The sequence below is a fragment of the Pilimelia terevasa genome (genome assembly GCF_014647915.1).
GTDB lineage: Bacteria > Actinomycetota > Actinomycetes > Mycobacteriales > Micromonosporaceae > Pilimelia > Pilimelia terevasa.
Genome location: NZ_BMQC01000017.1, coordinates 1 through 22,199, shown reverse-complemented (window position 1 = coordinate 22,199; position 22,199 = coordinate 1). Strand labels below are relative to the sequence as shown.

At 72.4% G+C, this 22,199-nt stretch carries 21 protein-coding genes; 13 read left to right on the top strand and 8 right to left on the bottom strand.

From position 1 onward, the window contains the following. Positions 1-231 precede the first annotated feature (231 nt). The gene (locus IEY75_RS18020) at positions 232-732 is read left to right on the top strand and encodes a hypothetical protein (protein WP_189115561.1); all 501 of its coding nucleotides are present in this window, start codon (positions 232-234) and stop codon (positions 730-732) included. Positions 733-753: 21 nt separating this feature from the next. Here IEY75_RS18020 and IEY75_RS18015 read toward each other — a convergent pair whose 3' ends face one another. Continuing rightward, on the bottom strand, positions 754-1,329 hold the full coding sequence (locus IEY75_RS18015; RefSeq protein ID WP_189115560.1) for a MauE/DoxX family redox-associated membrane protein: 576 nt from the start codon (positions 1,327-1,329) through the stop codon (positions 754-756). Positions 1,330-1,635: 306 nt separating this feature from the next. Here IEY75_RS18015 and IEY75_RS18010 point away from each other — a divergent pair, with 306 nt between their 5' ends. Beyond that, positions 1,636-2,319: an HD domain-containing protein gene (locus IEY75_RS18010; protein WP_189115559.1), complete on the top strand. Its 684-nt coding sequence runs from the start codon at positions 1,636-1,638 to the stop codon at positions 2,317-2,319. Between the two features lie 19 nt (positions 2,320-2,338). Here the strand turns inward: IEY75_RS18010 and IEY75_RS18005 are convergent, their stop codons facing one another. Beyond that, positions 2,339-3,286: a zinc metalloprotease gene (locus IEY75_RS18005; RefSeq protein WP_189115558.1), complete on the bottom strand. Its 948-nt coding sequence runs from the start codon at positions 3,284-3,286 to the stop codon at positions 2,339-2,341. A 349-nt stretch (positions 3,287-3,635) separates the two neighbouring features. Here IEY75_RS18005 and IEY75_RS18000 point away from each other — a divergent pair, with 349 nt between their 5' ends. Together IEY75_RS18000 and IEY75_RS17995 are read left to right on the top strand one after the other, a co-directional pair. Continuing rightward, the gene (locus IEY75_RS18000; RefSeq protein WP_189115557.1) at positions 3,636-4,907 is read left to right on the top strand and encodes a serine hydrolase domain-containing protein; all 1,272 of its coding nucleotides are present in this window, start codon (positions 3,636-3,638) and stop codon (positions 4,905-4,907) included. Between the two features lie 129 nt (positions 4,908-5,036). Further along, a complete protein-coding gene (locus tag IEY75_RS17995; protein WP_189115556.1) occupies positions 5,037-6,155 on the top strand; it encodes an outer membrane protein assembly factor BamB family protein in 1,119 nt (372 codons plus the stop codon). 112 nt (positions 6,156-6,267) lie between these two features. Here IEY75_RS17995 and IEY75_RS17990 read toward each other — a convergent pair whose 3' ends face one another. Next, positions 6,268-6,981 (bottom strand): hypothetical protein, encoded by a 714-nt coding sequence (locus IEY75_RS17990; RefSeq protein ID WP_189115555.1) that lies wholly within the window; start codon positions 6,979-6,981, stop codon positions 6,268-6,270. 309 nt (positions 6,982-7,290) lie between these two features. Here IEY75_RS17990 and IEY75_RS17985 point away from each other — a divergent pair, with 309 nt between their 5' ends. The 5 genes from IEY75_RS17985 to IEY75_RS17965 all read left to right on the top strand — a co-directional run bounded on the left by IEY75_RS17985 (position 7,291) and on the right by IEY75_RS17965 (position 14,054). Further along, positions 7,291-8,070, top strand: coding sequence for a hypothetical protein (locus IEY75_RS17985; protein ID WP_189115554.1), 780 nt, complete (start codon positions 7,291-7,293; stop codon positions 8,068-8,070). Positions 8,071-8,281: 211 nt separating this feature from the next. Then, the gene (locus IEY75_RS17980) at positions 8,282-9,553 is read left to right on the top strand and encodes an FG-GAP repeat domain-containing protein (protein WP_189115553.1); all 1,272 of its coding nucleotides are present in this window, start codon (positions 8,282-8,284) and stop codon (positions 9,551-9,553) included. Positions 9,554-9,677: 124 nt separating this feature from the next. Continuing rightward, a complete protein-coding gene (locus IEY75_RS17975; protein WP_189115552.1) occupies positions 9,678-11,288 on the top strand; it encodes a pyranose oxidase in 1,611 nt (536 codons plus the stop codon). Further along, a complete protein-coding gene (gene iolE, locus IEY75_RS17970; protein ID WP_189115551.1) occupies positions 11,288-12,187 on the top strand; it encodes a myo-inosose-2 dehydratase in 900 nt (299 codons plus the stop codon). Before IEY75_RS17975 ends, iolE begins: the two co-directional genes overlap by 1 nt. A gap of 7 nt (positions 12,188-12,194) precedes the next feature. Next, on the top strand, positions 12,195-14,054 hold the full coding sequence (locus IEY75_RS17965) for a glycoside hydrolase family 15 protein (RefSeq protein ID WP_189115550.1): 1,860 nt from the start codon (positions 12,195-12,197) through the stop codon (positions 14,052-14,054). On the opposite strand, the gene IEY75_RS17960 is transcribed toward IEY75_RS17965, so the two are convergent. Continuing rightward, positions 13,998-14,786 (bottom strand): bestrophin-like domain, encoded by a 789-nt coding sequence (locus IEY75_RS17960; protein ID WP_189115549.1) that lies wholly within the window; start codon positions 14,784-14,786, stop codon positions 13,998-14,000. The two genes, IEY75_RS17965 and IEY75_RS17960, sit on opposite strands and share 57 nt — an antisense overlap. 103 nt (positions 14,787-14,889) lie before the next feature. Here IEY75_RS17960 and IEY75_RS17955 point away from each other — a divergent pair, with 103 nt between their 5' ends. Further along, entirely contained in the window at positions 14,890-15,345 is a 456-nt protein-coding gene (locus IEY75_RS17955; protein ID WP_189115548.1) for an ester cyclase, read from the top strand. 61 nt (positions 15,346-15,406) lie between these two features. On the opposite strand, the gene IEY75_RS17950 is transcribed toward IEY75_RS17955, so the two are convergent. From IEY75_RS17950 to IEY75_RS17935, 4 genes are all read right to left on the bottom strand, one after another. After that, positions 15,407-17,482, bottom strand: coding sequence for an amylo-alpha-1,6-glucosidase (locus IEY75_RS17950; protein ID WP_189115547.1), 2,076 nt, complete (start codon positions 17,480-17,482; stop codon positions 15,407-15,409). After that, positions 17,479-17,871: an SCP2 sterol-binding domain-containing protein gene (locus tag IEY75_RS17945; RefSeq protein ID WP_189115546.1), complete on the bottom strand. Its 393-nt coding sequence runs from the start codon at positions 17,869-17,871 to the stop codon at positions 17,479-17,481. The genes IEY75_RS17950 and IEY75_RS17945 overlap by 4 nt, the downstream gene beginning before the upstream one ends. Positions 17,872-18,005: 134 nt before the next feature. Beyond that, positions 18,006-18,176 carry a hypothetical protein gene (locus IEY75_RS17940; RefSeq protein WP_189115545.1) on the bottom strand — a complete coding sequence of 57 codons (171 nt, stop codon included), beginning with the start codon at positions 18,174-18,176 and terminating at the stop codon, positions 18,006-18,008. 220 nt (positions 18,177-18,396) lie between these two features. Beyond that, the gene (locus tag IEY75_RS17935; protein ID WP_189115544.1) at positions 18,397-18,687 is read right to left on the bottom strand and encodes a CYTH domain-containing protein; all 291 of its coding nucleotides are present in this window, start codon (positions 18,685-18,687) and stop codon (positions 18,397-18,399) included. 219 nt (positions 18,688-18,906) lie between these two features. Between IEY75_RS17935 and IEY75_RS17930 the strand changes: the two genes are divergently transcribed. The 3 genes from IEY75_RS17930 to IEY75_RS17920 all read left to right on the top strand — a co-directional run bounded on the left by IEY75_RS17930 (position 18,907) and on the right by IEY75_RS17920 (position 22,138). Beyond that, positions 18,907-19,584: a hypothetical protein gene (locus IEY75_RS17930; protein WP_189115543.1), complete on the top strand. Its 678-nt coding sequence runs from the start codon at positions 18,907-18,909 to the stop codon at positions 19,582-19,584. Positions 19,585-19,767: 183 nt separating this feature from the next. Then, positions 19,768-20,001, top strand: a complete 234-nt coding sequence (locus tag IEY75_RS21500; protein ID WP_373290292.1) for a hypothetical protein — start codon at positions 19,768-19,770, stop codon at positions 19,999-20,001. 694 nt (positions 20,002-20,695) lie between these two features. Next, on the top strand, positions 20,696-22,138 hold the full coding sequence (locus tag IEY75_RS17920; protein ID WP_189115541.1) for a hypothetical protein: 1,443 nt from the start codon (positions 20,696-20,698) through the stop codon (positions 22,136-22,138). Positions 22,139-22,199 lie beyond the last annotated feature (61 nt).

The window sequence follows — 22,199 nt, the reverse complement described above, 5'->3', positions numbered from 1 at the left end:
CGTTCACCGGCCAGGGCGGCGCTCCGCCGACCGTCACCCCGCCACCCCGCGACCCTTCCCGCCGCCTCCGGCCGGCGCACCCCGCGACCACCGGGTCGCTGCCGCGGACGACGGCCGCGGTCATCAGATCGGGTACTTCCGGCGCGGCGGGTTTCCGCAGGTCCGCGGCGGGGCATGGCGGTCGATGACGTCCGCGGCGGCCGGTCGCGGCGATGACCAGGGAGTTCACCGATGACTGACACGGCCCAGCCGGCGACGGCGTCCCCGAAGCAGAACCGGCGCGGCGGGAAGCCGGACACCGACGACGCGCCGTCGGCGACCCCGCCCGCGGCGGCAAGCTCGCCCGCAGCGGCGACAACCCCCCACGCGGCGGCGGCCTCTGTCCGCCCGCCCGCGGCCGACCTCCAGCGGGAACTGCGCGAGACGCGCGCCGAGATCCTCGGCACGGTGCGGGAGCTGAGCCGCCGGCTCGACATGTCGACCCGCGCCTCGGAGGCGCTCACCCAGCGGTGGCAGCAGGCCCGCGAGGTCGCCGGCACCCAGGTGGAGCGCGCCCGCACGGCCGTCCGGGAGGCCGACCCGCAGACGCGCCGCCGCTGGACGACCGCGGCGGCCGCCCTCGTGCCGGCCGTCATCGGCGTGCTCGCGCTGGTCGGGCGCCGCCGCCGCAGGCAGCCGGCGACCGTCGCCCGGCGCCTCCTCGACAACGCCACCCGCACCCTGCACCGCTGACCCCCGGGCCAGCGGTGCAGGTCAGCTCCCCGGTCGACCCGCGGGGCGGCCCGCCCGGTCGGCGGGGGGCGGCGCGCCGGTGAGCAGCGGGACGAGCCACACGGCCGCCGCCAGTACGGCGGCGGCGGCCATCGCGAGCGCCCGCACCGCGGCCGGCCCGGCCGCCGCCGAGGGCAGGACCGCCGCCCCTCCCGCGGCGACCCATGCCGCGGCGGCGAGTACCCCCGCGCGCCCGACCACGAACCCGGTGACGGGCGCGCCGCCGCCGAAGCAGCCGCAGGGCGCCGCGGGTCGCCACCGCAGGAGTGCCCAGGTGTACCCGGTGTAGGCCGTGTAGCAGAGGGCGAGCGCCGCGAGCGGCCAGCCGAGCAGCCCCGGCGCGGCGCCCCAGGCGAGCAGCGCCGCCGCGCCGACGGCCACCTCGGCCGGGCCGACGAGCGCGGCGACCGGTCCGCGCAGCCGCCGCGGCAGCAGCGCCTGGACGTCGAGGCCGGCGCGGAACACCCGGGGGTGCCGGAGGTGGCCGATGCCGGCGGCGACGAGCAGGAGCGCACCGGAGAGCGCGACGGCCGCCACGGCGTGGCCCCAGGTGATCACGGCGGCTCCCGGTGCGAGACATCGACGGCTCAGGACCGTAGCAGGTGGACAGCCGCCCCGCCGCCCGCCGACCGGGCCGCCGGCGTCACCGCCGGCCGGTCACCGGGTCGTGTCCCCGGCCACAGGGGCGGCGGGGGAGCGGGTCCGTGGGTACGGTGGGGAATGGAACCAGCACCGCTACGCCCGCCGCCCCCGCACTCCCCGCCCCCGCACCCGTCGCCGTATCCACCGGCGCCGCACTCCCCGCGTTCCGGGCTGGCGCCTTCCGGAGAGCCGCATCTGGGGTCGCTGCCCGAGCTGAGCACGATGCCGATGCACGCGATCACCGAGGTCCACGGCGAGCACGGGCTGCGGGAGCGGTTCCGCCGCGAGATCGCGCGGTTCGGCGAAGCCGACCAGGAGCGCCTGCGGGACGCCCTCGACCTCGCCGGCACCCTGCACCGCGACGACCGCCGCACCCGCGAGCCGTACGTCAACCACCTGCTGCGGGTCGCCATCCGGCTGGCCCACCACTACGAGGTCCGCGACGTCGACGTGGTGATCGCCGGCCTGCTGCACGACGCGGTCGAGGACCACGCCGCGGACCTCGCCCCGGACGCCCCCGCCGCCGCGGCCGGCGCGCTGCGGGTGCTGGGCGAGCGGTTCGGCGCCCGCGTCGCCCGCCTCGTCGCGGCGGTCACGAACCCGGCCTGGGACCCGGCCCGCGACCGCCACGTCCAGTACCGCGAGCACCTGGCCCGTTCGCTGGCGGCCGAGCCGTGGGCGCGGGTGCTCAAGGCGTCCGACTTCACCGACAACGGCGTCGGCATCATCTACACGGCGGGCCCGAAGACGGCGACCCTGGCCCGCAAGTACCGCCCGCTGGTGCCGATCCTGCGCGGCCTGATCGCCCGCCCGGACAGCCCGGTGTCGCCCTCGGTGAAGCGGCACATCGGCAGCCAGCTCGACCTGGCCGAGGAGCGGTTCCGCGCGATCCTCGGCCCGTCCTGAGCGGCGCCCGGGCCTGCCGCTACGCGGCGGGCGCCCGGTACGCGGCCCAGGCCTTGGCCATCCGCTCGCCCTGGCCGGCGGTGAACTCGGTCATGCAGGCGTCGCTGGAGTAGTCCATGAAGTTGTGTACCGGGTCGGCGCCGGGCGCCGGGCAGGTGTCGCGGTCGGTGGGGCAGCCGGAGGCCGAGGTCTGCTCGGCGGGGGTGTCGGCGACCTCGTCGCCGCTGGCGCTGCACCCGCCCTGGAACGTGTGGTAGAGGTTCAGCCAGTGCCCGACCTCGTGGGTGGCGGTGTCGCCCTCGTTGGCGTTGCTCTGGGTCCCGCCGGGCATGGACTCGTTGAGCATCACCACGCCGTCCATGACCTTGTCCTGCGAGCCGGGCAGCGTCGCCCAGCCCAGTGCCCCGATCTTGCCGATGTAGATGTTCAGCGTGTCCATGCCGCCGACCCGCAGTGCCGCCTTGATGGTTCGCTCGTTGTTCGAGTTGATCTGGTACCAGCTCGCGTTCTCGACCCGGTTCGTCTTGAGTAGCTGGAACTGGAACTGCGTGGCCGCGCCGCCGATGCGGCCCGCGTACGCGTCGTTCATCGTCTTCATCTGCGCTTCGATCATGGAGTCGGGCATGTAGCCGCCCGGCCGGGTGCCGTCCTTGCTGATCACGTGGAGGACGGTCGGGATGGTGACCACCGCGCGGGGGCCGGGCAGCGCCGGGCGGTGCCGCAGCCGCTCGGCGAAGTCGCGCTCGCGCGCGGCCGCCTGCGCGGGGCCCAGGTCGGTGGGGTCGACGTGGCCGGCCTCGTGGCCGGGCAGCGGACGCGCGGTCGGCGCCGCGCCGGTACGCGAGGGCGCGCAGGTCGCCGAGTCGGCGGGCGCGGCGGCGGCTGGTGCGGCGACGCCGGCCCCGGCGCCGAGGAGCGCGGTGGCGGCCAGAGCGGACAGGGCGGGGTGCCGGTTACGGGAAGGCATGGGGGTACCTCTCGGAGCGTGGGGGCCGCGCCCTGACGGGGGGTGGGGCGCGCGGCCGGTGGGGATTCGGCGCGCTGTCATCGAACTATGGATATCAATCAATTGGCAAGATCTAAAACCGTCGTCGGGCCGGGAATGTATTCACTTTCGCGGCCCGCCAGCACCGTCGAGTTGTCGGCTTACATGCCATTGGTCGGCTGTGTCGGCGAATCTTAAGGAAGGTTTCAGGTAACGCAATGGGCCACCCAAGGCATCCACCGTGATAGTTGCCCGTGTCACTCGTCGAGAGGGGTCGGTCGGCATGAGGAACCAGGAGAGTCGTCACGGTGCCCGACGGCGTCGGCGCCGGGTGGGCCTGCGCGGGGCCGTCGCCGCCGCGGCGGCGCTGGTCATCGGCGCCGGCACCGTGGCCCTGGCCGACAGCGCCCGGCCGGAGCTGGCCGCGGCGCCGGCGGCGCCGCAGGTCGACGCCACCGGCACCGGGTCCGCCGCACCAGCGCCCGCGGCCGCCCCCGCCGAGGCGCCGGCCCGGAAGGTCCCGGCCCGCCCGGCGCCGGTCCGTCCCGCGAAGGGGGTCGGCGCGGCGGCCGCCCGCGCCCAGTGCGCGACGATCAGCAAGCCGGTCGGGGACGGCGGCTTCTACGACTACGCCCCGCCCATCCAGGAGCCCGGCGCGGCGCTGGTGGGCTGGCGGGAGCGGCCCGAGGCCGGCCACAACATGGACGCCGCCGCGCTGGGCCGCGGCGGCGACTCGCTGACCCGGGTCCCGTCGATGCGCAGCCTGGTGGTGGTCCGCAACGGCAAGCTCGCCTACGAGCGGTACTACGGCACCGGCAGCCGGCGGCAGAGCAACAACGTGCACTCGGCCTCCAAGAGCCTGATCCAGGCCCTGGTGGGCGTGGCGATCGAGCGCGGCCAGCTCTCCCTGGACACCACGGTGGCGCAGGCGCTGTCCAAGACGATGAAGGTGCCCGCCAGCCAGGGCGGGGTGACGGTGCGGCAGTTGCTGACCATGACCTCCGGCCTGGAGTGGGAGGAGGACGAGACGGAGTACACGGTCGCCCGGTCCCGCAACTGGGTCGCCAGCATCCTGTCCCGCCCCCGCAGCGGCACGCGCTTCAACTACAGCACCGGCAACACGCACGTCCTGTCGGCCATGCTCAAGGCGGTCACCGGCAAGAGCACCTGCGAGTTCGCCGCCGAGACGGTACTGGGCGGGCTGGAGATCGCCCCCGAGCGCTGGGCGCGCGACCCCCAGCAGGTGTCGGCCGGCGGCTTCAACGTGTACCTGACCGCGCGGGAGCTGACCCGCTTCGGGCAGCTCTACCTCGACAACGGCATGTACCGGGGCAAGCGCGTCCTGCCCGCCGCGACCGTGACCCAGGCGCGGACGATCACCGACCGGCGACAGGCGTACAGCGCCGGCTGGTGGGTGACCGACGTCGGCGGCGTACAGGTGCAGTCGGCGTGGGGCTGGGGCGGCCAGTACGTCTGCGTCATCCCCGCCAAGGGCCTGGTGGTGACGGCGACCCAGGACACCAGCCACTACGACGGGGCGCCCGCCCAGGACATCGACATCAACCAGTTCCTGCGGCAGTACGTCCTGCCGGCGGCGCGCTGATCCCGCGGCGGGGCGCGAAGCTCCGGCCGGAAGTCGGAATTCGCGCTCCCGCCGTCCACTGTGGCGGCGTGCGCGCCGGTCGGGCAGGCTGCCGGAGGTAGGCAGCCACGCCCGCAGGGAGGTGCCGCGGTGGCCGGGTCAGCGCCGATGGGCCGCCGGGCCGCCCTGCGCTGTGGCGCCGCGGGGGCGCTCGCGCTGGCCCTCGGTACGCCGGCCCCCGCCGCGGGTGCGCCGGCCACGGGGCGGCGGCGTGCCCGCCCCGACCCCGTCCGGTGGTCGTCGCCGCTGCCGGACGGACCGGTGGAGTGCGGCGTGGCCCTCGGGCACGGCGCCGTGTACGCGGTCACCGGCAGTCAGCTCACGGCGGTCGAGGTCGCCAGTGGCGCGCCGCGGTGGCGGGCCGACCTGCCGGCCGTGCGCCGGTCCTACGCAACCCTGCTGACGGCACGCGACCACGTCGTGGCAGGCGTCGCCGACTGGATCACCCCCTCCCAGGTGCGGTACCAGACCGCGGCGCGGCGGCCCGGCGACGGCGCCCCGGGCTGGGAGTCGACCTCGTTCTGCCCCCGCGCGGTGCACGGCGACGCACTGGTCGCCGAGTTCCGCCCCACCCGCAGCCGCCGCGACGTGGGCGGCTTCGCCGCGGCGACCGGCGCGCTGCGGTGGCGCCTCGCGCGGACCGGGATCGGCGAGACCGACGTCACCGACGGGCAGCCCGACCGGCTGGTGGCGCACGCGCCGCTGGCGGGGGAGGGAAGCTGGGTGCTGCTGGACGCCCTGACCGGCGACGTGCGGTGGCGCCGGCCGCTGCGCGGCGTCGCGGCCGCCACCGCGGACACGGGCGACGGCCTGATCGTGATGGTGCAGAACGAGTCGCGGTTCCTGCAGCGCATCAATGCCGCCGCCGGCACGCCGGACTGGGTGGTGTCGGTCCCGGACGCCTGGGCACTGCGCCTGTCGGCCACCGACGCCGTCGTGGCGACCGCGGCCGGCGCGGTCACCGCCCACGACCTGCGCACGGGCGCGCCGCGCTGGACGTGGACGCCGCCGGCGACCGTGCGCCAACCCCGCCTGCGCGTCAGCGGTGCCCGGGTCTACCTCGACGGCGGCGATGTCGGGTGGCTGCTCGACGCGGCCACCGGCGCGCTGATCGGCCCGCCGGTCGTCGACCTGGGCTGGCCCGCGATGGACGACTCGACGCTGTACGGCGTGAACGCCGGCCGCCTGGTGGCGCTGGCCCTGCCGTGACCGATGCCCGAGGACCCTGCGGGGCGGCCGGGCATTGCCGGGTCGTCAGGGAGCGCCGTCGGCGGGCCCGGCCGCCGCAAGGCGGCGCCCGGTCGCGCGCACCTGCCACCGCTCAGAACGCCGGACCCTCGCGCCTCACCACGTCCAGCAGAGTGCGGTCGGGCTGCTGCGAGCACTGGTAGCTGATCTGCGGCAGGGCCAGCGGGCTGCCGTAGCCGCCCAGGCCCAGCCGGTCGGCCGCGTCGAGCATGACCTGGCGACGGGTCAGGTCGTCGGCGCGGCCCCACTCGCGGCAGGTGGAGTCGGGCGTGACCCGGCTGGTGGCGGTCGCGGCGCCCACGTCCCGGACCCAGCCGACGATCCGCGGCCCGGCGTAGAGGACCGCCGCGACGCCGAGGGCGGCGAGCAGCACCATGCCGATGAGCGACCCGTACCGCCGGTTGTCGGACGTGTTGTGGCTGTCCACGATCGAGTCGCGGCCGGAGACGACCTGGTGGCCGCCGACCTGCGCGCCGGGCGAGTGGAGGACCTGCGCGGCCGGTGCCGCCCCGGCCATCGCGTCGGCGAGCGCCCGGATCTCGGTACGCAGGTGGGGGTGCCCGTGCAGGAGGCGACCGAACTCCGCCTCCCAGCGCCCCTCCTCCCGGGCGGGCTGGCCACCTGCGGTGAGCGCGGCGCGGGTGCGGTCGAGCCGGGCGCTCGCGTCGGTACCGGCGCGGGCGAACAGGGCGGCCACCCGGGGCCGGTAGGCGGACCATGCCTCGGTGGCGGCGACCTGGATGAGGGCCTGGGCGGCGGCTTGGGCGAGTACGTCCGTGGGGTCCATGCGCGGTGGCTCCCTTGTGGGCAGCGGCCGGGTCTCCCACACTAGGGCGGTGCCTCGGCGGAGAAAATCGCCCGTTCGTGGCCGACCAATGTCCCCGCGGTGCCGGGCGTCCTTGGGCGCGCCGCCCACATCCTGCCGATCTGTTGCGACTCGCGGGCGACAGAGGGGGCGGTACGGTCGGGACAGTGGTCCGGCCGGCCGGGGGTGTGGGTGCGCGAGAGGACAGGACACGCGCAGGCGGATTCGTGGCGACCACCCGAATCCGCCGCCCGCCGATCGACCGCCGCGATAGCCACCGACGCCGCGGCGGTGCGCGACCTCCAGCGCGTGGCCGGCAACCGGGCGGTGACGGCGCTCGTGCAGCGGGGAAAGCTGGTCCGCAAGGGCTCAGGGAGGCCCGCCGGCGCACGGCAGGCTGTCGCTGGGCGGAAGAGTCCGGCCCGTGTGGCCGCGCCGGTGCTTTCGGACTCGCTCCTACCCGCGCGGGAGGAGGGATACCTGGGCAATTTCTCCCGGATCCGCAGGTGGCACGTCAACCCGCCGCAGCGGGGACTGATCATTCAGGAGGTGACCCGAACCTTTACCGTCGTCTACTGGCAGGGTGACACCTGGGCGTCCATCAGCGGGAACGCGCTGGACGAGTACGCCAAGCACAAGATCAACGCAACGGAGAACCGTTACTGGGAGCTGTGGACGGTTGACCCGACCGGGGAGGTCGGCGACGGGGGCCTGGACGCCTTCGGGCTGGCCTCGGTCATCCCGAGCGCCGGGTTGAAAGCCAGACTCAGGGCCGGGTTGAAACCCAGGCCGGAAGCCAGCTCCCTGCAGTACACCTCGTGCGGCAGTTTTGTCATCCGCGGGCGGGCACGCTTCTTCCCGACGCCCGCGCGCCTTACCCCGAGGGCACTGGGATTCCGCAGAAGTGGTGTCTCCTCGTCCAACGGGCTGCCGAGCAGGATGGACGACCCGGCCGCCATCCCCGCCGCCGCACCGCGCGAGGCGGTCACCTACACCGTCACCGCGCATTGGACCAGCGCCGGCGAGGCTGAGTCCTCCTGGTACAGCAGGGTCAGTGGCCGGCGCGCCTGATGCGGCCGGCGGTGGCGGTACGTCGCGGCGGACCAGGTCGTCGGGTGACTCGGGCAGGCCGGAGCGGCCGCCGGACCGCCGAGCCTACCCGGGCCGGGCCGGGGGTGGCCGGCTCTCGCCGAACCCGCACACGACGGCGCCACCGGTTACTACGCTGCGGGGCGGGAAGGTGCCTGACCAGGGCAAACGCATCGTCGCAGGGGAGTCGCCCGTGCCAGCTGACCACACACCACGCTTCCGCACCACGGTCATCGACGCCGACCCGCGGGACGGCTACTGGGTACACGCCGTCGACATCGACGGGGACGGCCGGATGGACCTGGTGGCCTCGGGCCTCACCCACGGCGAGGTGGTCTGGTACCAGAACCCCTCCTGGCAGCGGCGCACCATCGCCACGATGGACAAGCCCGTCGCGCTGGACTCGGCCGACCTCACCGGGGACGGCCGGCCGGACCTGGTGATCTGCCACGACTACGGCAACTGCATGTTCAACTGCGGCCCGCGCGACGGCAAGATCTCGTGGTTGCAGAACCCGACCGCCGCGGACTCCGACGGGCAGTGGCGGCAGCGCCCCATCGCCGACCTGGTGGCGACCCACCGGGTGCGGGTCGGGCGCTTCACCGGCGACCACCTCCAGGTCGCCGCCCTGCCCGTGGTCGGCCCCGAGGGCGGCGCGGCGGGCGTCGCGGCGCCGGTCCGCACGATGATCTACGACCGGCCCGACGACGTGGCCGGCGACGGGCCGTGGGCCGGCAAGGAGATCGACGCCGCGTCGTTCAGGATCATCCACGGGGTCGTCGCGCGGCCCCTGCCGGGCACGCCGCGGCCGGACCGCGACTCGTTCCTGCTCGCCTCCGCCGAGGGCCTGACCTGGCTCGGGTACGGCGACGACGGGCGCTGGCGGCACCACCGCCTCGGTACCGGCGTCGCGCCGCAGCGCTCGCACGAGTTCCCCGAGCACGAGTTCTCCGGCAGCGGGAACCTCGCCGTCGGGACCGTGGGCGGCCAGGAGTACGCGCTGATCCTCGCGGTCGAGCCGTTCCACGGCGACACCCTCGCGGTGTACCTGCGCCCGCCGGGCGCGCTGGACTTCACGACGCCGTGGCAGCGCCGCGAGCTGGAGGTCTTCCCCCGGCCCGACGACACCCACGACGCCGTCGCCCACCACGTGGTCGCGGCCGACTTCGACGGCGACGGCGACGACGAGTTCCTCGTCGCCCTGCGCGGGCCCGAGCCGGTGCAGGGCGTCATGTACTACAAGTTCGACGCCGCGGGGCAGGTCGTCGTACGCGAGCGCGTCACCACCGACTCGGTGGCCCGGATCGCCGTCGCCGACTTCACCGGCGACGGCCGGCTGGACTTCGTCACGACCTCGTACGACACCGTCGGCTACTACGAGGTCGACGACCCGCGCATCGCGCTGCACGTCAACGACTTCGGCACCCCCGCGGGCGCGCAGGCGCCCCCCGGCGGCGACGGCTGAGCGCTCCACCGACGACAGGTACGGCACCACCCGTCCGGCGGGCACCGCCAGGCGCGAGCACACCCGCCCGGCGGCAGCGCCGCCGCCGGGCACACCGGCAGACACCAGCACACGGGGAGACCACATGGCAGACGAGACGATCCGCGTCGACACCCTGATCGTGGGCTCCGGCCCCGTCGGCTCCACCTTCGCCCGCGAACTGGTCGGCGCGGGCCGCAAGGTGATGATGATCGACGCGGGGGCGGCGCTCTCGGAGCGGCCCGGCGAGCACCTGAAGAACGCGTACCTCTACCAGAAGAACCTCGACCTGTTCTCGTCGGTCATCCGCGGCCACCTGAACCTGCTGTCGGTGCCGCCGAACCTGCGGCCCGAGGTGACCCTGGACCCGGGCGCGTTCCAGATCGACCGCGACCGGTACCGCGGCTTCACCCTCAACAACCAGAACCCGGACCAGGACGCCGAGACGAACCTGGGCGCCGCCGCCGTCACCTACGGCGTCGGCGGCATGGCCACCCACTGGACGTGCGCCACGCCCCGGCACCACCCCGAGCTGGAGCGCTCGCCGCTGCTGTCCGACGCCGAGTGGCGCGCCCTGTACGAGGACGGCGAGCGCCTGCTCAACACGCACGTCGGGGTCTTCGAGCACTCGATCCGGCACCAGGTCGTCCGCGACGCGCTCCAGCGCGCCTACCCGGAGCTGCCCAAGCCGTACGAGGTCCAGAGCCTGCCGCTGGCGGTCGAGCGGCGCCGGGACAACCCGGAGCTGGTCCGCTGGTCCGGTGCGGACACGGTGCTGGGGGAGCTGGCCGACCCGAAGGCCCCCGCCCGCACCGACGGGCGCTTCGACCTGCGCGCCGAGCACCTGTGCACCAAGCTGGTCCGGTCGGCCGACGGCAGCCGGATCGAGTACGCCGAGGTGCGCGACCTGGCCCGCTGGCGGACGATCCGGATCGAGGCCGACCAGTTCGTCGTGGCCGGCAACGCCTACCTGACCCCGCAACTGCTGTGGGCCTCCGGGATCCGCCCGCGGGCACTGGGCCGGTACCTCACCGAGCAGCCGGTGGCGTTCTGCCAGATCGTGCTCCGCCAGGACCTGGTCGACGGCATCGCCGACGACAGCCGGTTCGCCGAGCAGGTCCGCGCCTACCGCGACCGCAACCCCCAGGACCCGGTGCCGATCCCGGCCGGGGACCCGGAGCCCAACGTGTGGATCCCGGTGTCGGCGGACCGCCCCTGGCACTGCCAGATCCACCGCGACGCCTTCCACTACGGCGACCTGGCCCCGAACGTCGACAGCCGGCTGATCGTGGACCTGCGCTGGTTCGGCATCGTGGAACCGCGGTTCGAGAACCGGATCTCGTTCTCGGAGGAGCACACCGACACCCACGGCCTGCCGCAGCCGTCGTTCACCTTCACGCTCACGCCGCAGGACCGGGCGCGCCAGCACGCGATGATGAACGACATGCTGCACGCGGCGACGGCGCTCGGCGGCTTCCTGCCCGGCTCGGAACCGTGCTTCGTGGAGCCGGGCCTGGGCCTGCACGTGCACGGGACGACCCGGATGGGCGAGGACCCCGACACCAGCGTCGTGGACACCGACTCGCGGGTGTGGGGCATCGACAACCTCTGCCTGGGCGGCAACAACCTGATCCCGCGCGGTACGGCCAGCAACCCGACGCTGACCAGCGTGGCGCTGGCGCTGCGGGCGGCCCGCCGGCTGGCCGGGCGGTCGTGATGCTGTTCCCCGAGGGGGCCGTGACGCTGGGGATCACCCCGACCGTCTGGACCAACGACGACTTCCCGGGCATCGGCGAGGACATCCCGTTCGAGCAGTGCGTCAGCGAGATGGCCCTGGCCGGCTTCGCCGGGTGCAGCGTCGGGCACAAGTTCCCGAAGGACCCGGCGACGCTGAAGGCCGCCCTCGACCTGCGCGGGCTGCGGGTGTCGGAGCCGTGGGCCAGCACGTACTTCACCGCCGACGGGATGCACGAGCGCACCGTCGCCGGGTTCCGCGACCAGATGGCCTTCATCAAGGCCGTCGGCGGGGACCGGGTCGTGGTGGCGGAGCTGGGCCACGCGGTACACCAGCAGCCGCTGGCGCTGCTGGCCAACCGCCCGGTGTTCGGCGACGAGCAGTGGCAGCGCATGGTCAACGGCCTGCACGAGCTGGGCAAGCTCGCCGCCGACGCCGGCATGACCCTGTGCTACCACCACCACATGGGCACGGGCGTGCAGACCCGCGCCGAGGTGGACCGGCTGCTGGCCGACACCGACCCGAACCTGGTGCACCTGCTGCTGGACACCGGCCACCTCACGTGGGCCGGCGACGACCCGCTGGCGCTGGCCGCGGACCACGGCGACCGGATCGCCCACGTCCACCTCAAGGACCTGCGGCAGGAGGTCCTGCGCCGGTGGCAGGGGGCGGACACCAGCTTCCGGGACGCCGTCCTGGAGGGCATCTTCACCGTGCCCGGCGACGGGATGATCGACTTCGGGCCGATCCTGCGGGCGCTGGCCGGGTCGGGGTACCGGGGGTGGCTGGTGGTGGAGGCCGAGCAGGACCCGGCCAGGGCGCACCCGCTCACCTACGCGATGCGGGCCCGGCGGTACCTGCGCGACGTCGCGGGCGTGTGAGGCGGCGGTGGGGTACCAGCGGATCGAGGACTACGGCGTCATCGGCGACCTGCACACGGTCGCGCTGGTCTCCACCACCGGCTCGCTCGACTACCTGTGCCTGCCCGACTTCGACTCGCCGACGGTCTTCGCCGCCCTGCTGGACGACGAGAGCGGCGGGCGGTTCGGGATCGGGCCGGCGGTCGACGGGGCGCGGCTGCGCCAGCTCTACCTGCCGGACACCAACGTCCTGCTGACCCGGTTCCTGTGCGGCGACGGCGTCGCCGAGGTCACCGACTTCATGCCGGTGGGCACGATGCGGCACGCGCACGCCGTCGTCCGCCGGGTCACCGGCGTGCGGGGGCGGTTCCGGTTCCGGGTGCAGTGCGCGCCCCGGTTCGACTACGGGCGCCAGCCGCACCGGGTCGAGCAGCGCGACGGGGAGGTGCTGTTCATCCCCAAGGGCGGCGACGCGCCGACCCTGCGGCTGCACACCCCGGTGCCGCTGGAGGTGGTCGGCGACGACGCCGTCGCCGAGCTGGTCGTGGAGCCGGGCCGGACGCTGGACTTCGTCCTGGAGGTGGTCGAGCCGGGGCGGGCCAGCCCGGCCGCCGGGTCGCGCTGGGCCGCCCGGGCGTTCGCGCACACCGTCGGGTACTGGCGGGACTGGGCCGGGCGGATCCGCAACGGCGGGCGCTGGCGGTCCGAGGTGGTCCGGTCGGCGCTGGCGATGAAGCTGCTCACCTCCCAGCGGTACGGGTCCATCGCCGCCGCCGCCACGTTCGGGCTGCCGGAGCTGGTCGGCGGCCAGCGCAACTGGGACTACCGCTACACCTGGATCCGAGACGGCTCGCTCACCGCCGCGACGCTGGTGGACCTCGGCTGCGCCGACGAGCCGCGGGCGTTCCTGAACTGGGTCACCCAGCGGTACCGGGAGAGCCCGGAGCCGGGCGTCCTGCAGATCATGTACGGCATCGACGGCCGCCGCGACCTGACCGAGTCGACGCTGCCGCACCTGCGCGGCTACCTGGACTCCCGGCCGGTGCGGATCGGCAACGGCGCCTACGACCAGCTCCAGCTCGACATCTACGGCGAGCTGCTGCACCTGGTCGACCGGTTCGACGCCGCCGTCGAGCCGGTCACCTACGAGCTGTGGTGCCACCTGCGCGCCTCGGTCGACTGGGTGGCCGCGAACTGGCGCCGCCCCGACGAGGGCATCTGGGAGGTGCGCGGCGGCCGGCACGAGTTCCTGTACGCCCGGCTGATGTGCTGGGTGGCGCTGGACCGGGCCGTGAAGATCGCCCGGCGGCGCTCGCTGCCCGGGCCGGTCGCCGACTGGGAGCGGGTGCGCGACGAGATCCACGCCGACATCCACGCCGGCTTCTGGCACGCCGGCAAGCGGGCGTTCGTGCAGTACCGCGGCGCCGACACCGTGGACGCCGCCAGCCTGCTGATGCCGCTGATGGGCTTCGTCTCGCCGGTCGAGCCGCGCTGGCTGGACACGCTGCGGGCGATCGAGCGGGAGCTGGTCGAGGACTCGCTGGTGTACCGGTACCGGACGGCCGCCGGCGCCGCCGACGGGCTGGCCGGGACCGAGGGCACGTTCTGTATGTGCTCGTACTGGTTCATCCACTGCCTGACGCTGGCCGGCGACGCCGACCGGGCGCAGTTCTACTTCGAGAAGATGCACAGCTACGCCAACCACCTCGGCCTGTACGCCGAGGAGATGGACGGCACCGGGCGGTACCTGGGCAACTTCCCGCAGGCGTTCACCCACCTGGGCCTCGTCGGCGCCGCCCGCGCGCTGGACGCGGCGCTGGCCGCGCGCGGCTCAGCCGGTGGACAGGTCCTCCACGACGCTGGCGTAGCTGTCGGGGGACACCCGTAGCGCGCCCGACAGCGGGTGGTTGAGCAGCACCACGAGCATGAGGTTGCTGGCGACCGCGAAGGCGACTCCGGTGATCATCGTGTAGTGCAGCCACCGGGTCTCCAGGCCGAACAGCGCGCAGAACACGAGCACCACCGCGCTGGCGAAGGCGATCAGCACCCACAGCGGCCACTCCAGGTGGGCCTGGCCCGCGCGGTGCAGCCGGTCCTCCCGGTCCCGGGCCACCTGCCCCAGCTCGGCGGTGGTCTCCTGGACGAACGCCCGCTGCGCCTCGCTGGCCGGCTGGGCCTGGCCGACGAGGGTGTACAGCGGCTCCAGGGTCTGCGCGTCGCGGGTCTGCGCCTCGGTCTCGCTGTGGCCCTGCTTGGGCCACCAGTGCAGCACCGCCCGGTTGTACGTCAGGACCGCCTCGGTGTACTTCGCCTGCTGCGCCGGGCCGAGCACGCTGGAGCCCTCGGCGATCGCGCCGAGGCTGAACGCCTCGCGGTACGTGCGCTCCTTGGCGTCGGTGAAGTTGTCCCACTGCTCGGCGATGATAAAGCCGACGGTGACCGCGTAGATGACCCCGATGACCGCGGCGAGGAAGCCGGCGACGTCGTTGTGCCGGCGGGTCTGGATCTCGGGTATCCAGCGCCGGATGACGGCCTGGAGACCGACCGCGAATGCGGTGAGCCCCACGATGATGACCGCCATGACCGCCCACAGCGGAAGGTCCGCGAGCAAATTGTCCACAACCCCTCTGTCGCCCCCGCGCGGCTGATTGACTGCTGCTGGACAGTGCCGCGCAACTATTGTTCCGCGGCGTGAATGCACACGATGGAAAACGGGGGAACAGGTGGGTATCGAGGAGAACAAGGCAGTCGTGATGCGGGCGTACCTCGACGGGATGAACCGCCGGGACATGGGCGTCATCCGCGAGTGCTTCGCCCCGGACTACGTGAACCACTTCCCGGCCGGGCAGGGCGAGGTGCGCGGCATCGAGGACTTCACCAGGACGCTCGGCGAGTTCCTGGACGCGTTCGACGACCTGGTGTTCACCGTCGACGACATCCTCGGCGAGGGGGAGAAGGTGACCCTGCGCTGGTCGGCCGTCGGCGTGCACACCGGCGAGTACCGGGGCATCCCGCCGACGACGGTCATCCCCCCGACGGGCCGGACGGTGAGCTTCAGCGCCACCGACATCTACCGCGTCGTCGGCGGGCGGGTCGTGGAGGAGTGGAACACCCTCGACGGCTGGGACATCATGCACCAGATGGGCGCGGTCAAGAAGGCCGTGCCCGCCACCGCCTGAGGCGTCCCGCGCAGTGGGGACCTGGCCGCTCGGCCAGGTCCCCACTGCGTGGTCCGGTGGTTCAGCGAACGCGGCCGGGCGGCCGGGTGTCGCGGGCGCGGGCGAACGCGTCGCGGCGGCCCCAGCGCCCCGGGATGTCGTACAGCGCGACGTGGCCGGCGCCCTCGGGCAGCTCCGGGTCGACGACGAGCTGGTCGCCGGTCGGGTCCAGGCCCAGCATCGTGCGCAGGAACAGCAGCGGCGCGCCCGTCGACCAGGCCTGCGGGCTGCACGCCGTCGGGTACTGGACCGGGTACCGGGTCAGCTCGCGCTCGTACCCGCCGAACGCCTCCGGCAGCCGCCCGTCGAAGTAGGTGGCCGCGTCCAGGATCCCCCGGGCGATCCGGGCGGCCTCGGCGCGGAACCCGTACCGCCGCAGCCCCCACGCGATGAACGAGTTGTCGAACGGCCACACCGTCCCCACGTGGTACCCCACCGGGTTGTACCGCCGCTCGCCCTTGGCCAGCGTGCGCACGCCCCAGCCGGAGAACAGCCGGTCGCCCATCAGGTGCCGGGCCACCGCCTTGGCCTTGCTCTTGTCGACGATCCCGCTCCACAGCAGGTGCCCGATGTTGGAGCTGAGCGCGTCCACCTGGTTGCCGTCGGCGTCCAGCGCCAGCGCGTAGTACTGGCCGTCGGCCACCCAGAAGTCGCGGTTGAACCGCCGCTTCAGCGCCGCCGCCTCGGCCTCCAGCCGGTCGGCGAAGGCGGGGTCCTTCCAGGCCAGCCGGGCCAGCCGGGCCCCGCGGATCTTGGCGTCGTAGGCGTACCCCTGCAGCTCGCAGGTCGCCCGCGGGAAGCCCGGCAGCCGGCCGTCGCTGAAGGAGATCGAGTCCCAGGAGTCCTTCCAGCACTGGTTCTCCAGGCCGGTCTCCTCGTTGCGCCGCCGGTAGTAGATGTAGCCGGTACCGCACAGGTCGGCGTACTCGTCGATCCAGTTCAGGGCCGCCCGGGCCTCGGGCTCCAACTGACGGGCGAGCGCCACGTCCCCGGTCCACCGCTCGTACTCGTCCAGCAGCACCACGTACAGCGCCGTGGCGTCGGCGTTGCCGTAGTAGGGCGAGTGCGGCTGCTCCTCGAAGGCGGCGCTCTCGCCGTAGCGCATCTCGTGCAGGATCCGGCCCGGGTCCTCGTCGCGGAAGTCGTCGACGGTGGCGCCCTGCCAGTCGCCGAGCGCGCGCAGCGTGGTCCGGGCCAGGTCCGGGGCGAACGGGAGCGCCTGGAGGCTGGTGAAGATGCTGTCCCGGCCGAACATCGTCATGAACCACGGCAGCCCGGCCGCCGGCAGGCTGTACCTGCCGGCGATCGGCGGCGAGAACCGCAGGGCGGCGAGGTCCACGAGGCTGCGCCGGTACGTCACCCGCCAGTCGTCGTCCTCGCACTCCAGCTTGGGCGCCTGGGCCAGCCAGTGCTCCAGGTTGTGGGTCATCCGGTCCTCGGCGTCGGCGAACGCCCGCCCGCCGCGGCGGGCCCCGCTCCCGGCCTTGGGCGGCGGCGCGACGTCCACCGCCCCGACCGCGGCGACCTGGAGTTCGGCGCACCACTCGCCGTGCGGGGCCAGCCGGACGGCGAACGTCAGCCCGCCCTCGTCGACCCGCACGTCGCGGTCGCTGGTGATGACGGTCTCGCGGACGAAGGACTCCCGGGCGTACCCGAGCAGGAGCTGCCGGCGGTCGACGCGGGTGTAGTTCTTGCCCTTCTTGGCCGTGGCGTTCTTGACCTCGAACAGGTCGGCGAAGTCGGCCCGCGCGTCCATCCGCACGGTCAGCTCGACCTTCTCGTTGGCGTGGTTGAGGATCGTGATCTCCTCGCGGAACCCGTTGCCGACCGCCCGCCGCCGGATCACCGAGAGGTTGGCGTCCACGTAGACCGTGCCGGTGCCGGGGACGAGGAAGAACTTGGCGGCGTAGTACTCCAGGTGGTCCACGGACAGCGGGTTGAGGCTCTGGCCGTCCACGGTCAGCGCCCAGGTGGACAGGAACCGGGTGTCGGCGGCGAACAGGCCCGAGGGGTCCGTCGGCGTGGCCTGGATGTCGCCCCGGTCGTCGCTGACGACGAACGTGTTGCCGTCCAGGATCGAGATCGGTGCCCCGCTCACCGGACCCGCCCCCGCCCCGCGCCGGCGCGGGCGCCCGGCGCCTTTTGGCGCGCGAGGTGCTGGCGGGCCCGCATGTACCGGTGGAACAGGACGAGGAGCTCGGGCTTGTCCTGGACCGCCGCGACCCGGCCGCGGAGCATCATGGCGTAGGTGTTGGCCTCGCCGCGGGCGATGGCCTCGAACAGCGCGTCGTCGGTGCGCACCACGCAGTCTGCCGGCCCGCGCCGCTTGGACACCGAGACGGCGCTGTGCTCCACCGTGACCAGCCAGCTCCGACTTCGTTTGCCCGACTCCAGGTCGAACCGGATCGTGCCCGCCGCCCGCGCCAGGAGGGGGTGCGCCCCGCCCTCGCTGAGCTCCCGGAAGTACCGCTCGGCTGTGTCTTCCATATGCCCCGCCCTCGTCCGGTCGTCGTCACCGGGAGCCTATGGCGCAACTGTTGCGGCGGTGCCGATTCCGCAGGTTCCGCCTTGCGGGGGGCCAGGCCGAGGTACGTGAACCGTCAAGTGGTGGGGCGGTCCGGTCAGCGCCAGCGGCGGCCGCGCAGGCCCGCGCCGACGCCGGCCATCTGGAGCGCCAGGCACAGGAGGCCGGCCAGCATGAGGCTGGTCGCCGTCATGGGTCCGAGCGCGTTGTCGGTCAGGTCCAGCAGCAGGGCCAGGCCGAACAGGACCGCGGCGATGACGGCGAACATGATTGCCTCCGGGGGGCCGGGGAAACGGTTGCGGCGAACTTGTCCCCCGGACCGGCGCCGACCAAACACCGCCCGGTCGGCGCGGCGCCGGACCCGGTGGGCTGCTCAGGCCGCGGCGGGCGGCCCGCACGCGGCGTGGGCGGCCTCGAAGATCGCGCGGGCGCGATCTTGCACCCGTGCTTGGCAGCGTCGCCGCGGTCGGGGGCCGGTGGCTGATCGGTCAGGCGCGGGTGTCGAACGTCAGGGACGACTCGGCGAGGATGTCGCGGCCCAGGACTGTGCGGTACACCTCGTCGACGCTGCCGTACGAGGCGTCAGCGAGGTCCAGGCCGAGAGCTTCGGCGGCGTCGCGGACGGCTGCCTCGTCGGGACCTTCGACTTCGAGGTAGGTGGGCAGGCCGGGCCAGGTGTCGATGTCGAAGGTGACGCCGCCGAGCTGCCACTCCTCGCGGTAGTTCTCCTGGTACCGCTTGGCGGTGAAGCCCATCGCCTGCAGAGAGCCTTGTGCCACCCGCACAATGTAGTGAGGTTACGACAAGTAGCAATTCCTGTACTATCGGAAAGCCGACAGTCCATAATGGTGTGATTTCTGTCATCAACGCTTCCGAACCTTGCCGCACATCGGGTAAGGCATAGTGACCATGTAGTCCGCTCGCTACCATGACATCGACCGACGTACATGGATGGCTGTAGCCACCGAGCCGTTGCCAGTCTTGATGAGGAGGGTGAGATGCAGATCCAGCCGAGCGTGATCCATCAGTCGGGCCGCGCGCTCTGCAGGTCCGTCGCTGCGACCGTCGGCCTCGCCGCCGCCGTCGCCGCGACGATCGCCACCCCCACCGCAGCCTCCCCTGCTCCACCTACGGCGGCCCAGGAGGGGCGGGACGATCCGACACCCGCGCTTCTCGTGCGCCTGAGCGCCGATCTCAAGCGCACGGTCGCCAGCGACGAGATCATTGCTGCGGCCACCCAGCTCGGCGAGACGCTTGTAGCGCTGCGCCGCGCGCCGAACGCCGGCGACAGCTCCGCCGGCTTCAAGGCATCCAGCGTGTGGGCGGCGCGCGGCGACGGGCCCTTCCGCATGATTAGCGACTACCTGGTATACGACTGGGGATGCTTCGGCGACGATGAGATCTGCAGGGAGAGCCGACCTGATCTCGGCTACATGGCCGGCCACCGGCTCTCGGACGGCCACCTGCTTATGCTGGTGTGGACCCCGGCCGGCCGGCCGGTCTCGGCGAAGACAGCCGAGGGGGCGACGATGGAACGCTCGCCCGGTGTGCGCGGCTGGGTGATGTGGGCTCGAACCAGACAGCCGTGGCAGGCGACAGTAACGGTGACCCGGTCCGATGGGCGCACCTACCGGCTCCCCCACCAGCCCGGCGGGATCATCGACCGCCAGCCCTAAAAGCCACTAAAATGATTTCTGGGTCGATCCAGTTGGTCAGTCGGCGTCAGCAGATGAGGCCGCAGGCGAAGCTGACGAATCGCTTGTCCAGAGCCCTGATCCCCGTGGTCTCACCTCTGGCGAGGCCACGGGACGACCTCCGCGTGTGCGGGGACGAGGCTCGTTGACCTGGGGCGCTGCGGCTTGTCGTGCCCGACCGTCCTCGCCGAGCGCGTCAAGCAGTTCGCCGACCTACTCACCGGCCCACGCGGCGAAGACCTCGACACTTGGATGAGCCTCGTCGACGCCGACGACCTACCAGCCCTGCACAGCTTCGTCTACGGCCTGCGAAAGGACCTACCCGCCGTCGTGGCCGGCCTGACCCTGCCTACAGCAACGGAACGATCGAAGGCACCAACACCAAGGTCAAATTTCTGAAGCGGCAGATGTACGGCCGTGCCGGCTTCGCCCTCCTACGCCAACGAATCCTGCTCGCGTAGGCCGACAGCAGCGACCACCGTTTCTGCGCCAGAGCCGTTGTTCTACAGACCCGGTCGGTTCAGCATCGTTCGGTCATCGCACGTTTCTGCCGAACGTCCGAACATCTGGCCCGTCAACCGAAGGTTGACTGTCGGCCGGTGGGCGCACGAGCCCTGGACGAACGTGCCAGTTCTTACTGACGGTGTTGCCTTCGAAGGCTGCCGACGTGTGCTCAGACTCGCAAGTGACACGAGGCTATATTCGCTGGTTCGGCTGCTTGCCGTAGCAGAATCACGGTGTGTCCAGACACCTGTCCTTCGGCATGAGTACCGATATTAGGAACTTTACAGGCGAAATTTTTGATATGCCTGTTTGAGCGTTGGTTCGGTACGGTTTCCCTTCGTTCTGTTGGCCGCTCATGTGGGGATCAATCGTCTTGCGCCGCTACAGTCACATGTCTGGGTCCGTGCGTCAGGCCAGAACAGCTTATGGATTTCGTCGGGCTGTGGTCGGTTTGGCGACGGTTGCTGTTGGAGCCGGTCTGGTTAGCGGTGTGGGGCCGGCCGCGCCTGCTGTTGCGGCGCCGGTGGCGCCGGAGAGTGTGCCTTCTCAGGTAGGGGCGTTGGATGCGGCGAAGCGTCACGGAACTCGGGTGGACATCGGTGACTTGACGACGGAGACGGATCGGGCGTGGGCGCGTCCGGACGGCACGATCGAGTGGGAGCATCGGTTCCGACCGGTACGTGTGAAGCGGGACGGTGGTTGGCGGCCGGTCGATCTGACTTTGGAGAAGCGGTCTGACGGGAGTGTTGGGCCGCGTGTCGCAGCCGCCGATGTTGCGTTCGCCGGTGGCGGATCGCACGCCATGGTGACGATGGGGCACGAGGGCGACCGGGTCGGTTTGGACTCGCCCACAGGTGCCCTCCCGGAGCCGCAGCTCAGCGGCGACACGGCGGTCTACCGTGATGTGCTGCCGGGGGTGGATCTTCAGCTGCGTGCTGATGTGGATGGCTTCGCGCAGGTGTTCGTGGTCAAGACGCCGCAGGCGGCTAAGCAGTCGGCGTTGCGGAAGCTGCGCTTCGGGTTGCGAGGCGAGGGTTTGGCCGTCCGTAAGGTGGCCGGCGGCAACCTGTCGGTCGTTGACGACTCCGGAGAAACTGCTTTCGTCGGTGGTACGCCGTTGATGTGGGATGCGTCCAGCGAGCATGCCATCGAGGGCGACGACCGGTTGGTGGCAGACACCGGGCCGGTCAGCACTGTCACGATGCCGGTTTCTGTGGCTGACGGGGCGCTATCGATCACACCAGATGTGGCTCTGCTGACCGACGAAGCCGTGTACCCGATCTTCATCGATCCGAGTATGACCGCGCCCCGCCGCACTTGGGGGATGGTGAACTCGGCCGCCCCGAACACCTCGTACTACAACTCGACCAGCGAAGCGATGATCGGTACGCCGAACGCTGGCGCGACGATCTACCGGTCCTACTTCGCCATCAACGCCGACTCGATCCCGTGGGACACCAACTACGTTGTCTCCTCGACCCTGAACATCCAGAACACCTACAGTGCGTCCTGCACACCTACGGCCTGGGGCGCCTACTCGGTGGGTGGTTCACTGAATGCTTCCACCACCTGGAACAACCCGATGTCGTGGAAGGTGTTGCAGCACCAGACCAGCGAGGGATACGGCCGCACGGGCTGCGGGGATCCCACCGTTGTTAAGGTTCCGCTCACCGACCTGACCCGGGCCTACCAGACCTCAAGCGCCGCCAGCATCGCCTTTGGCGTGCGTGCGCTGAGTGAAACCGAAACGCGTGGCTACAAGCGGTTCAGCAACAACCCTACGCTGACCGTGGTCTACACTGCCTACTCGACCGCCAGCCTCTTGGCCACCTCGCCGCTGACCGCCTGCCCCACCGGCACCATCCGCGGCTACGTGGGACCTTCCCCAACACTGCAGGCGAAGGTCACCGACCCTGAAGGCGGCCAGATCGTCGGCCAGTTCGAGTGGACACCGGTCTCCGGAGGCACGGGTCTGCTGCACCAACTGGTGACAGTTCTAGTCAGGCGGCCTGACTGGCCGGTGGAGTCATGATGGTCTCGTACTCGATAGGGGTCAACCGGGCCAGCGACCGTTGTCGTCGGCGCCGGTGGTA